Source organism: Breoghania sp. JC706 (assembly GCF_037026715.1).
GTDB lineage: Bacteria > Pseudomonadota > Alphaproteobacteria > Rhizobiales > Stappiaceae > Breoghania.
On record NZ_JBANCG010000005.1, the window covers coordinates 239745 to 255086 of the forward strand.

Consider the following 15342-nt stretch of genomic DNA (forward strand, 5'->3'; position numbering starts at 1 on the left):
GAAAGCCGACGAAAGGAAGGCATCATGAGCGAATTGAGCGAAGGAAACCCGGCTCCCGACTTCACATTACCGACAGACAGCGGTGAAACCGTCCGGCTCGGCGATCTGAAGGGGCGCAAGGTCGTGGTCTATTTCTATCCCAAGGCCGACACGCCGGGCTGCACCACCGAGGCGCTCGACTTCACCGCCCGCAAGGCCGAATTCGAGGCCGCCGGCGCGACCGTCATAGCACTGTCGCCGGATGCTTGCGCAAAGCATGCGAAATTCCGCGCCAAGCACGATCTGGATGTGATCCTCGCCTCCGACGAGGACCATGCGGTGGCCGATCTCTTTGGCGTGTGGGTGGAAAAGAAGAATTACGGCCGCACCTACATGGGGATCGAGCGCTCCACCTTTCTCATCGACGCCGACGGCCGCATCGCGCGCATCTGGCGCAAGGTGAAGGTCAAGGACCACGCCGAGACCGTGCTCGCCGCCGTGCGCGAACTCGGCTGAACGACGCCTCGGCCCGGCGCCTATGCCGGGCCGGACCGGCTGGGCCATCGCCCCCGCATCGTCGGACCGCCCTCGCCCCATTCCCACCTTTCCGCCAGCCCGCGACCTGCATGAAAAGCCTTTGTTAACCATACTGATCTCTAATTCCGGATGGGTCGGGGGAACGCTCGTGCTCGCGGCAAGGCGAAGCAGTTCGCCGGGCCTTGCGAAGTTCGGCGCACGGCCGGTCAAGGCCGCCTCCCGACAGGAATTTTCCGGTTTCCCACGCGGTCAGTATCATGCGGCACTCATCCTCCTCCGGTCGAACGTCAGACAGGGAGCGGCTGCGAATCATTCTCGCGCACGGCGACCGGGCCACCGCCTTCACCGTACGGCCCGCGCTCGCCGTCTCCCTGCTTGCCGGCTGTGCACTGCTGATGGCCGGCTATGTCGGCGCCGCCGGTTATCTCATGTTGCGCGACGACGGCCCCGCCCGCCCCTCGGTCGCGCAATTGCGCCAGGCCCGCGCCTATGAGGACCGCATCGCGGACTTGCGCGCCCGCATCGACCGCATCACCAGCCGCAGCCTCGTCGCCCAGCACACCTACGAACAGCAGATCGAGGCACTGACGAAGCGCCAGGGCGAAATCGATGCCCGCCATGCCCGCGTCGCCGATGTGCTTGCGCGCGCCGCCGAAACGGGTCTCAGCATCGCCGCCGCCGGCCCCCTGCCGCCGGAAAAGCCGCGCTCCCCGCTCGGGCCCGCGATGGAAGCTGCCGCGACCGCGGGTCTGCCCGAAAGCCTGGAGACCGCGCCGGTCGATGCCAGCCCCACCGATTTCGCCCCCGTCGATTTCGCCCTGCGCGGCTCGATGGAGACGCCGGCGCGCAAGGCCAACCGCATGCCGGTCACCCGACCCGTGGCGGACACGCCTGCCGCAGACAATCCCCCGCTCCAGCCCGCCCCCGCGACCGACCCGGCGCGTTCCGACAAGATGGTCATGAACCGGATCGGCAACGCGCTGGAGGTGATGGACCGGCAGTCGGAGACGGCGCTCGACCTCATCGCGGTCACCGCCGAACGCCACATCGCCCGCATCGAGCGCGTGACGCGCTCGCTCGGCCTCAAGGTCGACGATACCGGAAACGATGCGGTGGGCGGTCCGTTCGAGCCGCTGGCGAGCGACACCAGTTTCGACGACCGGCTGGCGCGTGCCGAGCGCGCCGTGGCGCGGCTGTCGGCCTTGCGCGACGGCATCCGCTCGCTTCCGCTCGCCGCCCCGATCGACGGACCGCTGTCGGTCAGCAGCGAATACGGCGCACGGCTCGATCCGTTCCTGGGAACGCCGGCGATGCACACCGGCGTCGACCTGCGCGCGGCCTACGGCGCGCCGGTACATGCCACGGCAGCTGGAAAGGTCGTGTCGGCGGGGCCGAACGGCGGCTACGGGCTGATGGTCGAGATCGACCACGGCAACGGGATTTCCACCCGCTACGGCCACATGAGCCGCGTGCTCGTCACGCCTGGAGAACATGTCGCGGCCGGCGCCGTCATCGGCGAGGCCGGCAGCACGGGCCGCTCGACCGGCACCCACGTGCATTACGAAACGCGGCTGAGGTCCGGTCCCGTCGATCCGGAGACGTTCCTCGGCGCCGGCGAGAAGCTCGCCGGAATTCTGTAAGCCGTTTCAAGGCTTGAAAGAGAGCGATCGCCGGGGTTTCGGCTCGCGGCTCATCCTTCGGGACAGCGCTGACGCGCCTTCTCAGGATGACGTTGTATTTGTTGACGTAATTGAGGAAATTACAACACGGAGAACGTCATCCTGAGGAGGCCTGACAAGGCCGTCTCGAAGGACGGGCGACGAGTATCCGTGCAACCGTCGCCGGCTTCCGAACGCCCGGAGGGACGGGTCACCGCGAGGCGATGTCCTTCTGGTTCCAGTTCTGGGCGAGCTTCATCGCGCGGCGGCGTTCGGCTTCGCTGGCCAGCGAGAAGGCGCGCTCCTGGGTCTCTACGATCCAGGCGTCCTTCTTGCCATGCGCATGGGGCAGCGCGACCGTCAGCCACATCAGGCCGCGCACGCGGTTCTGGCCGACGGCATCATCGAAGAACAGCAGCTTGCCCAGGGTCGCCTGCGCCTCGTAATGGTCCTTCAGCGCGGCGAGCTTCAGCCAGCGCGCGGCCATGTGCGGGTCGGGCTTTTCGTTGGCGGACCCCGCCAGATAGAGCCGGCCGAGATTGTACTGGGCATCGGCGTTGCCGAAATAGGAGGCGGCGTAGGTGAAGATCTCGCGCGCCCGGCGCACGTTCGGCTTGATCGCGGTGTTCTGGATGCCGGTCAGGTAATAGGAGCCGAGCGCCACGAACGCGCTGGCGACATAGGGCGCCTGCTCCGAACCCGGCGAATCGTCGGCGTGCTGATCGGCGATGCGGGAGAAATACTTGAAGGCCTTGAGATCGTCCTCGGCCACGCCGTCGCCGTCGGCATACATGCGCCCGAGCTTCCACTGCGCCGCCGGAACGCCGTTTTCCGCGGCAAAGGACAGCGCGTCGACCGCCTTCTGCTTGTTGCCGGCGAAATAGGCCTGCGCGCCCTGGCGGAAGGCCTCCACCGGCGTCGTCTGCACGTTGGCCGCCGGCGCGGCGCCCGGGTCGAATGCGAAGCTCGCGTTGATCGGGCACATCGCCAGCACGCCGCCCAGACCAAGCACACCAGCCAGACAATGGATCGCGTTGGTATTCCGCATGATCATTTTCTGTTCGTTACTCCGCGAAAGCCCGCAGCGAAGGTGATGCCGGTCCGTGCCCTGCCCGCCGTCGGCGCGCCCATATGCCCGTGTGGCAGGCTCGCTCTTCCGGCAGCCGGGGTCGGCGTACCTTCCCTTGCGCGGCGGCTTCTTCCGCCACAGCAGCGACCGTGCCCCGCAAGGGGTAAACGTCGCGTATCGATATCGGCGTTATCGGACCTTGATGCAGGCTTCCGGAGGTTTCCAGGATCTGGATCAAGGTCTGCTGGATCAATGTCCACGCCGCTCCCTGTCGACACGGTACATGCTCGCAGAAACGTGGCCGAAAGGGGGCGCACGCCGCGTCACGGATTGTTAGCCGATACATTCACGAAGGTGTGTTGCGCGCCGGGCACATTGGCCGAAAAACAGCCGCCCGAAGGCCCGATTCGCGCCAGAGTGGCGCCCATATCCCGCCGTTTTCGCAGGTTCCGCGACCGATCATGCGTTGCCGCCGGTGGCGTGGTCCCGGTCGGCCGCAGCCTCTGTGTCATGGCCCGCGTCCGCGCGGGGCACGAAGATCGCGGAGACGGTGGCCGAGACGGTCGCCGGCAACGCCGCCAGCGCAAGTGTCGCCAGCATGCCGGGCGGCGGCATGAAGCGCGGATCGCGACGGAGCTGGACCTTGGAGAGCGCGGCCTCGGCGCGTTCTGCGCTCGTGCGTAGCTCGGCCAGCACCGCATGAAGTTCGGAGTGCGCGTCCATTCTGGACCTCCAGTTCATGGGAGGCCGCAACACTAGGCGCGAGACGGTTTCGCCTTGGTTAATGAGATATGACGCGGAGGAATATGTTCTGCTTAGGAGCCGTTCGGAGTCGGGCGGGAACGTGTGGCGCATCCTTCGAGACGGCGCGGGCGCACCTCCTTAGTGTCTGGCCCGAAATGCGCGCGGCTTGCTCCTGACTGTCATCCCCGCGCAGGCGGGGATCCAGCACTCCGTGAGGGTAGCTGTTCAATTCGATAAGAAAACCTTGTGGTTACTGGATCCCCGCCTGCGCGGGGATGACAATGGTGCTTGTGGTTCTCTACAGGGACAAACGCCTGTGTTACAGAACACACGTATTATAATACCATTCCCGGGCCAGCCTCTGAGGAGGCCGCGTGAGCGTCCGTCCGAAGGATGGCCCCCGACCGGAACGCCCGCAATCAGCCCCCTAGCGCTGGCCGAGCTTCGGCTCCGCCGCGTCGAGCACGCGCAGCTGCACCTTGGGCGTTCCCTGCCAGTGATCGAGCGACAGGCATCCCGCCACGTGCAGCATGTGGCCGCGCGCGCCCAGAAGCGCCTTGCCCAGCGGCTGGTCGGCGCAGCGGAAGGCGATCGCCTTGATCGACGTACGGTCCGATCCCGCCAGTGACAAGCGCACATGGCCATTGCCGACCGTATCGGCGAAGGTGACCCGATGGGAGGGCAGCGCGAAGATCGGCTCCGAATGGCCCGCACCAAAGGGGCCGGCCTTTTCCAGAAGCGCCATCAGCTCCAGCGTCGCGCCCGACGCCGTCACCGCGCCGTCGATCTTCAGGACATGGTCCTCGCGCGAGGCGGCGACAGCGGCCGACAGGCGCTCCTCCATGAAGGCCTTCAGGTCCTCCACCCGGTTGCGGTCCACCGTGAGGCCGGCCGCCATGGCATGCCCGCCGCCCTTGACGATGACGCCCGCGTCGACCGCCGCGCGAACGGCCGCGCCGAGATCCACCCCCGGTACGGAGCGCCCCGAGGCCGTGCCCCGTCCGTCCGCATCGAAGGCGATGGCGAAGGCGGGGCGGCGGTGGCGTTCCTTCAGGCGCGAAGCGATGAGCCCGACCACGCCCGGGTGCCAGGTATCGGAGCCTGTCACCAGAACCGACGGCCCCTCGCCGTCCAGCATCACGGCGGTCGCCTGCGCCTCGCCCTCTTCCAGCATGGCGGCTTCCATGGTCTGGCGTTCGGTGTTCAGCCGGTCGAGCTGCGCGGCGATCTGGCTTGCCGCCTGCGCGTCGTCGCACGACAGGAGCCGCGCGCCCAGCGCCGCATCGCCGATCCGCCCGCCGGCATTGATCCGAGGGCCAAGCAGGAAGCCGAGGTGGTAGGGCGTCAACGGCCCGTTCACACGCGAGACATCCGCCAGCGCCGCCAGCCCGGCGTTGCCGCGCCGGTGCATGGCGAAAAGGCCCTTGGTCACATAGGCCCGGTTGAGCCCCTGAAGCGGCACCACATCGCACACGGTGCCGAGCGCGACGAGATCGAGCCACGAGAGCAAATCCGGTGATTTGCCAGCGAAGTAACCACGTTTCTTCAACTCTCGCATGAGGGCGACGAGGACAAGGAACGTCACGCCCACGGCGGCCAGATGGCCCTGGCCGGAAAGATCGTCCTGCCGGTTCGGGTTGACCAGCGCCGCGCATGGCGGACGTTCCACGCCCATCTGGTGATGGTCGGCGACGACCACGTCGAGCCCGATACGCTCCGCCTCCTCCAGCGCTTCGAAGGAGACCGAACCGCAATCGAGCGTCAAGACCAGGCTCGCGCCGCCGGCCTTCAGGTCGCGCATGGCCGCGGGGTTGGGGCCGTAACCCTCGATGATGCGGTCTGGAATGTAGATGCGCGGATCGAGGCCGAGGCTGCGCAGGCCGCGCGCCATCAGCGCCGACGACGTGGCGCCATCCACGTCGTAGTCGCCGAAGATGGCGACGCCCTCGCCACGCTCCACCGCGTCCGCCAGCCGGCTGGCGGCTGCGTCCATGTCGACAAGCGTCGAGGGATCGGGCATCAGCGCGCGAATGGACGGTTCGAGGAATTCCGCCGCGCCCTGCACATCGACACCGCGCCCGGCGAGCACGCGGGCGACGACGTCGGGAATGCCGTTCTGCTGGGCGATGGCCTGCGCCTGGATCGCGCTTGCCGCATCGAGCCGCTCCCGCCAGGCCCGCCCCGTCGCGGAGCGCGAGACGCCGAGAAAGGCGCGCGTTTCCGGATCTTCGCGAAAACCGTCATGGCGGAGGGAGGCGGGCTTTGGCAGCAAGGGGGGCTCGTCCGTTCGTTGGAGTTTAACCGCGACTATACCGCGAGTCGGGCGAGGATGCGGCGGCGGGAGAAGAGGAAGGGATTAGGCGCGGCTTCGCCGCTGCTTGTTGCGCTGGATTCCGGATCAGCGCTCGGCCCAGTTCTGAATTGGGGCCTCTCTTGTCCGGAATGAGGGAGGGTGTGGGAAGCTTCAAGCCAGCCACACGCCCTCATTCCGGGCGGTCTGCACCGCAGGCGCATGGCCAGACCCGGAATCCAGCGCAACAAGCGCGCCGCAGGCGCACCTTGTCCCTTCCCCTACCCCGCCCGGAAATCGATCAGCGGCTTCGCGCCTCCCGGAACATGGAAGGCCGCAATCGCCTCGCGCCAGCGTTCCAGCGGAAAAACCTCGGCCTTCGGGAACGTCACCTGCCGCAACAGTGGCCACAGCCGATCGAACTCCCCCTGCCAGTCGGCCGCGCTCATCACCGCGAGATCGTCGCGCAGATGGAAGCGCTCGAAGGCCGCGCGCGGGAAACCATCGGGGGTGACCGGTTCGCCGCTCAACAGCCCGTAGCCGGCGAAGACCGAGCCTTCCCGCATCGCGTTCACTATGAGAGAGCCGAGTGGCCCGCCGACCGCATCGAAGGTCACATCCGCCTTGCGAGCCACCTCCAGAACAGCCTCGACGTCGCCTTCATGCAGCGGCGTGATACCAAGGCCGCGCATGCGCTCCAGCCGCGCCTGGGAGCGATAGAGGCCCACGACCTCGCGCGCGCCCTGGAGCCGTGCCCAGTGGCCGAGAAGCGTCGCGCAGCTCGAGCCGGCGGCGGTGAGCAGCACGCGTTTTCCGGCAACCGGCCAGCGCGTCAGCATGCGCAGGGCTGCCAGCGGATTGATGTAGCCGCGCGCGGCGGCCGGATCGTCGACGTCGTCCGGCACCGGCACGGCGAGCGTGGGGTCGCAATCGACGAAGCGCTGCCAGGTGCCGGGCCCGCGCAGCGGCAGCACGCGCCGGCCGACAAGCGCGGCATCGTCCGCCTCCACCACCCGGCCCACGCCCTCGTAGCCGGCGACCACCGGCGGCGTGATCAGATGCGAATAGGCGCCGGTGACCGGGATCAGGTCGGAGGGATTGACGGGGACGAGCGCCATTTCCACGCGGAGCGTGCCGGGCGCGCGCGGGGCGAGATCGACGGTTTCGAGCCGGAGGGCCTGAAGCGGATCGCCGAAGGCGCGGTAGATGAGGGCCTGGTTTTTCATACGTTTGCGGTTGCGGCTGCGGATTTAAGGGCAGGATGAAGAAGGAAGGAAGGATAAAGGAGCGCGCATGCGCGCGCTGATTTGCTGGATTCCGGATCAGCGCTCGGCTACCGCCTCACTTGTCCGGAATGAGGGCGCGAGTGGGAAGCTTCAAGCCAGCCACAACCTCTCTCATTCCGGGCGGTCTGCGCCAAAGGCGCATGGCCAGACCCGGAACCCAGCGCAACAAGCGCGGCGAAGCCGCACCATACCTACTCTCCCCCTCCCCTTCCTCTGAACGCAAAACGGCGCCGCACGAATGCAGCGCCGTTTCGCCTGGCGAGAACCTATCCGGACCTCAGTCCAGATAGAACTTCTTGAAATCGGTGTGTTCGCCCTCGATCCAGCGCACCGTGCCGGTGGTGGAGCGCATCACGCAGGTATGCGTCAGGATGCGGTTCTTCTCGAACTTCACGCCCTGAAGGAAGTTGCCGTCCGTCACGCCGGTCGCGGAGAAGTAGACGTCGCCGGAGGCGAGCTCCTCCATCTTGTACTTGCGGTTGAGATCGGAAATGCCCATGCGCTCGGCGCGCTCGTACTGGTCGTCGCGCGCGATCACCAGACGGCCCTGCATCTGGCCGCCGACGCAGCGAAGGGCCGCCGCCGCCAGCACGCCCTCAGGCGCACCGCCGACACCCATATAGATGTCGATGCCGGTTTCATCCGGCGTCGTCGTATGGATCACGCCTGCGATGTCGCCGTCGCCGATGAGGCGCAGCGCGCAGCCGATCTCGCGGATGTCGGCGATCAGCTTGTCGTGGCGCGGACGGTCGAGAACGCAGACGTTGATCTCTTCCGGCTTCACGCCCTTGGCCTTGGCCAGCGCGTTGATGTTTTCCGCAACCGGCGCATCCAGATCGACGATGCCTTCGGGATAGCCCGGGCCGATCGCGATCTTGTTCATGTAGCAGTCCGGCGCGTTCAGCAGGCCGCCGTCCTCGGCGAGCGCCAGAACGGCGAGCGAGTTCGGCAGGTTCTTGGCGCACACGGTCGTGCATTCCAGCGGATCGAGCGCGATGTCGACCTTGGGACCGTGCTTGGTGCCGACCTTCTCGCCGATATAGAGCATCGGCGCCTCGTCGCGCTCGCCCTCGCCGATCACGACGGTGCCGTCGATCGGCAGCCGGTTCAGTTCGCGCCGCATGGCGTCGACGGCGGCCTGGTCGGCGGCCTTCTCGTCGCCGCGCCCGCGCATCCGGGCGGCGGAAACGGCCGCGCGTTCGGTCACGCGGGCGACCTCCAGGGTCAGCAGGCGGTCGAGCTTGTACTTCGATGTATCATCGTCAGAAGACATAAGTGTCATCCTTGCGCTGTGGCAGCGTCCGGTTTGCGTTCGATGCGGATCATGCGCGGCTTGCCGGCGATGACGTTTTCACGGCCAATCGCCTCAAGCGCGGCCTGAATGTCCGCCTCGGTCGTTTCATAGGTGATCATGATGACCGGCTGGGGCGCCGCCGTGCGAGGGGCCTCGACCGATTGCTCGGGCGCCTCGCTCCTGGGCGCGCGTCGGCGCTGCACGATCGATTCAAGAGAGATGTTCTTCTCCGCCATGCAACGTGCGATCGTCGCAAAGGCGCCCGGACGGTCGAAAACCGACAGCCGGATGAAGTAGCCGCCCTCATGCCTGCGCATGCGGGCCCGCGTGTAGGGCTTCAGCTCTGCAGCCGGAACGCCCAGCGTCGGCATCAGGTCGCCGCGGGCAATGTCCGCGATATCGGCGACCACGGAGGACGCCGTGGCATTGCCGCCGGCACCCGGGCCGACCAGCACCACCTCGCCCAGGTAATCGGTTTCCACCGCCACCGCGTTCAGCACCCCGTCGATGCGCGCGATGGAGGAGGATTTCGGCACCATGGTCGGGTGGACGCGCTGCTCGATGCCGCTGTCGGTGCGCTGCGCGATGCCCAGAAGCTTGATGCGGTAGCCGAGCTCGTCCGCCGCCTCGATATCGGCGGTGGTGATCTCGGTGATGCCTTCCAGATAAATGGAATCGACCGATGTCTCGCAGCCGAAGGCGAGGCTCGTGAGAAGCGCCAGCTTGTGGGCGGTGTCGTTGCCCTCGACATCGAAGGTCGGATCCGCCTCGGCATAGCCCAGCCGCTGCGCCTCCTTCAGGCATTCCTCGAACGACAGGCCCTCACGCTCCATCCGGGTCAGGATGTAGTTGCAGGTGCCGTTGAGAATGCCGGAGACGCGGGTCACCGCATTGCCGGCAAGCGACTCGCGCAAGGCCTTGACGATCGGGATGCCGCCGGCGATCGCCGCCTCGAAATTCAGGCTGACGCCGTTGGCCTCGGCGAGCTTGGCGAGTTCCACGCCGTGCCTGGCGAGAAGCGCCTTGTTGGCGGTGACCACATGCTTGCCGGAGGAAAGCGCGGCGCGCACGGCCGTCTCCGCCGGCCCGCTCTCGCCGCCGATCAGCTCGACGAAGACATCGATGCTGTTGGAGCGCGCCAGTTGCTCGGCGTCCTCGTGCCAGACATAGCCGGCAAGGTCCACGCCGCGGTCGCGGCTCCGGTCGCGGGCCGCGATCGCGACCACCTCGATCGGCCGGCCGCAGCGCACGGCCAGATGCTCTCCATGCTCTTGGACGAGACGGAGGACGGACGCGCCGACCGTTCCAAGGCCGGCAACGCCAAGTCTCAACGCATCTTGCATTAATTAGTGATCCAGTTTCCAGGTTAGCGGCGGGCGCCCATCGGGATCACGTTGTGCAATGTTTCGTCGGCGGTTTCAAGGAAACGCCGTATGTTTCGCGCGGCCTGACGAATCCGCTGTTCATTCTCCACAAGCGCGATGCGGACGTAATCGTCGCCGTACTCGCCGAAACCGATGCCGGGCGCGACGGCCACATCGGCCTTCTCGATCAGCAGCTTGGAGAATTCGACCGAGCCAAGGTGCCGGAATTTCTCCGGAATCGGCGCCCACGCAAACATCGAGGCCTTCGGCGAGGGCACCGGGAAACCGGCATTGGCGAAGCTCTCCACCAGCACGTCGCGCCGCTTCTTGTAGACCTGGCGGACTTCCTCGATGCATTCGTCAGGGCCGTTGAGCGCGGCGGTCGCGGCCACCTGAATCGGCGTGAAGGCGCCGTAGTCGAGATAGGACTTCACCCGCGCCAGCGCGTTGATCAGCCGCTCGTTGCCCACCGCAAAGCCCATGCGCCAGCCCGGCATGGAGAAGGTCTTGGACATCGAGGTGAACTCCACCGCAACATCCATCGCGCCGGGAACCTGAAGGACCGACGGCGGCGGCGTGCCCTCGAAATAGATCTCCGAATAGGCGAGATCGGAGAGCACGAAAATCTCGTGCTTCTTCGCAAATGCCACCACATCCCGGTAGAATTCGAGGTCGGCGACATTGGCTGTCGGATTCGAGGGATAGCACAGGATCACCGCGATGGGCTTGGGCACCGAGTGAATGACGGCGCGCTCCAGCGCGTGGAAGAATTCCGCGTTCGGCTCCGCCGGCATGTAGCGCAGCGCCGCGCCCGCCATCAGGAAGCCGAAGGCGTGGATCGGATAGCTCGGGTTCGGCACCAGCACCACGTCACCCGGCGCGGAGATCGCCTGCGCCATGTTGGCGAAGCCTTCCTTGGAGCCCAGCGTCGCGACCACCTGGGTGTCGGGATCGAGCTTCACGCCGAAACGGCGGCCGTAGTAGCCGGCCTGGGCCTTGCGCAGGCCCTTGATGCCCTTTGAGGCGGAGTAGCGATGGGTGCGCGGGTCCTGGATCGTCTCGGTCAGCTTCTCGACGATGTGCTGCGGCGTCGGCAGATCGGGATTGCCCATGCCGAGATCGATGATGTCTGCGCCTGCGGCCCGGGCCTTTGCCTTCAGCTTGTTCACTTCTTCAAACACATACGGCGGCAGCCGGCGTGTCTTGTGAAACTCCATGGCTCTGGCCCTTCTCCTGATAACGCGCCGCGGACCTTATCCGGTCGGGTTCCGCAACGGGCGCATGATGAATGCGGCGGATGGATACTCCATCGCCGGACGCGACTCTAGCTAAATCGCAATAGAGGCGAAATTCGCATAATCTTGCTTACAAAAGCGATATGAATTTCATTTTCGCAGATAATTTCAATGTTCCGTCGCGATCATCGCGTCGATTGCATATTTGCGTCGATATTTTTCGCAGATTCAGAGCGTGTTCGCGGGCCCTTCGCGCCGGCGCGCCCAGCCAGGTTTTTGGAACATGCGTCGCCCGGAACCGATCCCTCCACCGTCATCCCCCAGCTCTGTCCGGGCGATCCAGCCCGTCCCGCACGGCGCCGTGGCCGGCAATGGATTGCCCGGAAAAAGCCGGGCAATGACGGACGAGAGATTGCCGGAAAGGCCTATAACGCAGAAGGCGCCGCTTTCTGAAGCGGGACGGGTCGCCGCCGAGGGGACACTCCTGCCCCATTCACAAGGCATTCCAGAGTCACCCCGGACGCGATGCGGCGCAAAGCGCCGCTTCGCAGATCCGGGATCAGCCCTCGGTCCGCGCCGCTCCAGATCCCGGGTCTGCGCGGCAACGCTGCACGTTGCAGCGCGTCCGGGATGACGCTGGAGAGGGCAGTCGATACGGATTCGGATGGTCTCTCTCGGACGCCTACTTGTCGTCGTCCTCTTCGATCTTCCTGATCGCGTCGTCGATGTGGTGGTCGCGCTTGTTCAGGAGATCCTGGATCTTGGTGTTCCAGAGCCCTCGGCCGCTGCCGGAGGAATTGCGCTGGGCGAGCTGGCGCAGCTCCGTCTCCGTCTTGTTGACGGCTGCCGTATCCTTCAGCGGGGCGTTGGAATGCGCCGTCGCCGCATAGCCGATCGGCTTGACCGTCTCTTCCGCCGCGCCGGCGCGCGAGGCGATCTTGTTGGGGCTGTCGGGATCGTAGAGATAGTCCGGGGTTTCGGGTTCGGCCGGCGCCGCCCCCGGCACGGTACGCGGCGTGTAGCCGGGCACGGCGGGTTTCGCCTGCGCGACGCCGGGGCGCACGCCCGCCGGCACGCCCTTGGGCGGAACCAGCACCACGCCCAGAAGCGTTGCATCGGGTTCGCCGGCGCAGCCGGCAAGCAGAAGCGACAGGGCCGTGGCGACCATCAGTGGCGAGGTCGCCCACACGCCTCGTCGCGTCCGTTGTCGCGCCCCCTCCGCCGTCTCATACGGCGTTTTCACCTTAGACCGTCGCACCGCTTCATCCTTCAAGCAGGCCCCTCCGTCGGGAGGCCCCATCGTCCGCACGCAGCGTCCCGCGGCATGATCCGCCAACACGCCGCAACGCACAAGCACTTCCCGCTACCACAAGACGCGCGGTTGCGCGAGTCAGCCCCGCCCGGAGCGGATCCATTGCCGGAGGAAAGAATCGCGGGCAGGCCGAGGAGAGATAGGATTTCCGATATCCGGCGCAAGTGCGGCGAACTGCTTGAACCGGCGCGCCGACTTCCCATCTGGGCGATAATGCCGCAAGGTTAGGCGTATTGCCTGCAACTTAGCTCATCATTTGTGCAAGCTATTGTTGCATAGCGATTTTTTGCTGCAGCGCAGCGGCGAAATGCGTGTGTAGGATCTTGTCAGAATACGGTTGCAGAAGCCTATTATGACGGAAAGCGGCCGATGAAGGTTCGCGGGAGGTCGAAGGGATCGAGGTGGGAAGATCGCAGCGGCGGGGAGAATGCCGCCGCCGCGCCATGCGCCCCGCCGCGAGCACGACCCGGCCGTGACCAGGAGGTCCGGAAGATGCGTTTTTGCGCGCGCCGGACGGCCGGATGCCAGGGAGGCTAGTCATGTCCGAAGCCCACGATAACAGCCCGATGCTGCGCTACATCGTGGAAAATCCGGAAGCCTTTGCGCAAAATCTCGCGCGTGTGGTGGAGGAAGGCGGCAAGGCGCTGGCGGCCTATGTGCGTCCGCGCGAAACCGGCGAGGCGCAGGACGCCATGGCCGACCAGATCACGGAAGTGGTCAAGACGCTGTCGCGCGTCGGCGAATACTGGATGAAGGACCCCCAGCGCACGATCGATGCGCAGACCCGGCTGATGAACGGCTACATGGACCTGTGGAACGGCACCCTGAAACGGATGTCGGGCGAGGAGGTGAAGCCGACCGTCGAACCCGATCCGCGCGACAAGCGCTTCCGGGACGACGACTGGACGGAAAACCGCTTCTTCGACTTTCTCAAGCAGCTCTACCTGATCACGACCCGGTGGGCGGAGATGATGGTGGCGGAAGCGGCCGAGATCGACGAGCACACCCGCCACAAGGCCGATTTCTATGTCCGGCAGATCACCAACGCACTGTCGCCGTCGAACTTCCTTCTGACCAATCCGGAACTCTTGCGCGAGACGCTGGGCTGCAACGCGCAGAACCTGGTGCGCGGCATGCAGATGCTGGCGGAGGACATCGAGGCGGGCCGCGGCGATCTGCGCATCCGCCAGTCCGACGGCACGCAGTTCAAGGTCGGAGAGAACCTCGCCACCACGCCCGGCAAGGTGATCATGCAGAACGACGTCTGCCAGCTCATCCAGTACGAGCCGACGACCGAAAAGGTGCTGAAGCGGCCGCTGCTGATCGTGCCGCCGTGGATCAACAAGTTCTACATTCTGGATCTCAACCCGGAAAAGTCGTTCATCCGGTGGGCGGTGGAGCACGGCCACACGGTCTTCGTCATTTCCTGGGTGAACCCGGACGAATGCCAGGCCCGCAAGAGCTTCGAGCACTACATGCGCGAGGGCATCTTCGAGAGCCTCGACAAGATCAGGCGGGCGACGCAGGTCGAGGAGGTCAACGCCATCGGCTATTGCGTCGGCGGCACGCTGCTGGCCGTGGCACTCGCCTGGATGGCGGCGCACGGCGACGAGCGGATCAAGACCGCAACCTTCTTTACGGCCCAGGTCGATTTTCGGCATGCCGGCGATCTCAAGGTCTTCGTCGACGAGGAACAGATCGCGGCACTCGAAAAGCAGATGCAGCAGAAGGGTTATCTCGACGGGCGCAAGATGGCGGCGGCCTTCAACATGCTGCGCTCCAACGACCTGATCTGGCCCTATGTGATCAACAACTACCTGCGCGGCAAGGACCCCTTCCCGTTCGATCTCCTGTACTGGAATTCCGACTCGACGCGGATGCCGGCGGCCAACCATTCCTTCTATCTGCGCAATTGCTATCTGGAGAACCGGCTGACCGCCGGCACGATGGAGATAGCAGGCGAAAAGCTCGATCTTTCAAAGGTCAAGATCCCGGTCTTCAACCTCGCCACGCGCGAGGACCACATCGCGCCGGCGCTGTCGGTATTCGAGGGATCGAAGTATTTCGGCGGCGACGTTCATTACGTGCTCGCCGGCTCCGGTCACATCGCCGGCGTCGTCAATCCGCCTGAGAAGAAAAAGTACCAGTACTGGACCGGCGGCAAGGCCGAGGGCGCCTTCCAGGACTGGCTGGCCCACGCCACCGAGACGCCGGGCTCCTGGTGGCAGCACTGGGACGACTGGATCCGGGCGCAGGACAGCACCGAGGTGAAGGCGAGAAAGCCCGGCGCCCGCCGCGTGAAGATCATCGAGGACGCCCCCGGCGCCTACGTGAAGATGCAAGCCTGAGCGGGGATAAGGGGGAACGGAGGGCGCAAGAAGATGGAGCGGCGCTGCCGCCTCTTTTTGCGCTGGATCCCGGATCGGCGGTCGGCTTCGCCTCCCTTGTCCGGGATGAGGGAGGGGGGAGCTTCAAGCCTGCCACATACGCCCTCATCCTGGGCGGTCTGCGGCGAAGCCGCATGGCCAGACCCGGGATCCAGCGCAAGAAGAGGCGGCAGAGCCGCTCCGCACC

11 protein-coding genes are annotated in these 15342 nt (G+C 66.0%); 3 read left to right on the forward strand and 8 right to left on the reverse strand.

What is annotated here, in order from left to right:
- The first annotated feature begins 24 nt into the window (after positions 1-24).
- Entirely contained in the window at positions 25-495 is a 471-nt protein-coding gene (gene bcp, locus V2L18_RS12080) for a thioredoxin-dependent thiol peroxidase (protein WP_336178509.1), read from the forward strand.
- 278 nt (positions 496-773) lie between these two features.
- On the forward strand, positions 774-2156 hold the full coding sequence (locus V2L18_RS12085) for a peptidoglycan DD-metalloendopeptidase family protein (RefSeq protein ID WP_336178510.1): 1383 nt from the start codon (positions 774-776) through the stop codon (positions 2154-2156).
- A 229-nt stretch (positions 2157-2385) separates the two neighbouring features.
- On the opposite strand, the gene V2L18_RS12090 is transcribed toward V2L18_RS12085, so the two are convergent.
- The 8 genes from V2L18_RS12090 to V2L18_RS12125 all read right to left on the reverse strand — a co-directional run bounded on the left by V2L18_RS12090 (position 2386) and on the right by V2L18_RS12125 (position 12624).
- On the reverse strand, positions 2386-3222 hold the full coding sequence (locus V2L18_RS12090) for a tetratricopeptide repeat protein (RefSeq protein WP_336178511.1): 837 nt from the start codon (positions 3220-3222) through the stop codon (positions 2386-2388).
- Between the two features lie 480 nt (positions 3223-3702).
- Complete coding sequence (locus V2L18_RS12095; RefSeq protein ID WP_336178512.1) at positions 3703-3966, reverse strand: hypothetical protein; 264 nt, start codon at positions 3964-3966, stop codon at positions 3703-3705.
- Between the two features lie 448 nt (positions 3967-4414).
- Positions 4415-6259, reverse strand: a complete 1845-nt coding sequence (recJ, locus tag V2L18_RS12100; RefSeq protein ID WP_336178513.1) for a single-stranded-DNA-specific exonuclease RecJ — start codon at positions 6257-6259, stop codon at positions 4415-4417.
- Between the two features lie 299 nt (positions 6260-6558).
- Positions 6559-7503: an alcohol dehydrogenase gene (locus V2L18_RS12105; RefSeq protein ID WP_336178514.1), complete on the reverse strand. Its 945-nt coding sequence runs from the start codon at positions 7501-7503 to the stop codon at positions 6559-6561.
- Between the two features lie 337 nt (positions 7504-7840).
- Positions 7841-8836 (reverse strand): class II fructose-bisphosphatase, encoded by a 996-nt coding sequence (gene glpX, locus V2L18_RS12110; protein WP_336178515.1) that lies wholly within the window; start codon positions 8834-8836, stop codon positions 7841-7843.
- A gap of 5 nt (positions 8837-8841) precedes the next feature.
- On the reverse strand, positions 8842-10200 hold the full coding sequence (locus tag V2L18_RS12115; RefSeq protein ID WP_336178516.1) for a homoserine dehydrogenase: 1359 nt from the start codon (positions 10198-10200) through the stop codon (positions 8842-8844).
- Between the two features lie 23 nt (positions 10201-10223).
- Complete coding sequence (locus V2L18_RS12120; protein ID WP_336178517.1) at positions 10224-11438, reverse strand: LL-diaminopimelate aminotransferase; 1215 nt, start codon at positions 11436-11438, stop codon at positions 10224-10226.
- A gap of 700 nt (positions 11439-12138) precedes the next feature.
- A complete protein-coding gene (locus V2L18_RS12125; RefSeq protein ID WP_336178518.1) occupies positions 12139-12624 on the reverse strand; it encodes a hypothetical protein in 486 nt (161 codons plus the stop codon).
- A 683-nt stretch (positions 12625-13307) separates the two neighbouring features.
- On the opposite strand from V2L18_RS12125, the gene phaC reads away from it, so the two are divergent.
- The gene (gene phaC, locus V2L18_RS12130; RefSeq protein WP_336178519.1) at positions 13308-15116 is read left to right on the forward strand and encodes a class I poly(R)-hydroxyalkanoic acid synthase; all 1809 of its coding nucleotides are present in this window, start codon (positions 13308-13310) and stop codon (positions 15114-15116) included.
- The last annotated feature ends 226 nt before the right edge of the window (positions 15117-15342 follow it).

Bases quoted from the DNA above. Each gene is read 5' to 3' on its own strand.
- bcp (WP_336178509.1), top strand. From the start codon at position 25: ATGAGCGAATTGAGCGAAGGAAACCCGGCTCCCGACTTCACATTACCG.
- V2L18_RS12085 (WP_336178510.1), top strand. From the start codon at position 774: ATGCGGCACTCATCCTCCTCCGGTCGAACGTCAGACAGGGAGCGGCTG.
- V2L18_RS12090 (WP_336178511.1), bottom strand. From the start codon at position 3,222: ATGCGGAATACCAACGCGATCCATTGTCTGGCTGGTGTGCTTGGTCTG.
- V2L18_RS12095 (WP_336178512.1), bottom strand. From the start codon at position 3,966: ATGGACGCGCACTCCGAACTTCATGCGGTGCTGGCCGAGCTACGCACG.
- V2L18_RS12105 (WP_336178514.1), bottom strand. From the start codon at position 7,503: ATGAAAAACCAGGCCCTCATCTACCGCGCCTTCGGCGATCCGCTTCAG.
- glpX (WP_336178515.1), bottom strand. From the start codon at position 8,836: ATGTCTTCTGACGATGATACATCGAAGTACAAGCTCGACCGCCTGCTG.
- V2L18_RS12115 (WP_336178516.1), bottom strand. From the start codon at position 10,200: ATGCAAGATGCGTTGAGACTTGGCGTTGCCGGCCTTGGAACGGTCGGC.
- V2L18_RS12120 (WP_336178517.1), bottom strand. From the start codon at position 11,438: ATGGAGTTTCACAAGACACGCCGGCTGCCGCCGTATGTGTTTGAAGAA.
- V2L18_RS12125 (WP_336178518.1), bottom strand. From the start codon at position 12,624: ATGGTCGCCACGGCCCTGTCGCTTCTGCTTGCCGGCTGCGCCGGCGAA.
- phaC (WP_336178519.1), top strand. From the start codon at position 13,308: ATGTCCGAAGCCCACGATAACAGCCCGATGCTGCGCTACATCGTGGAA.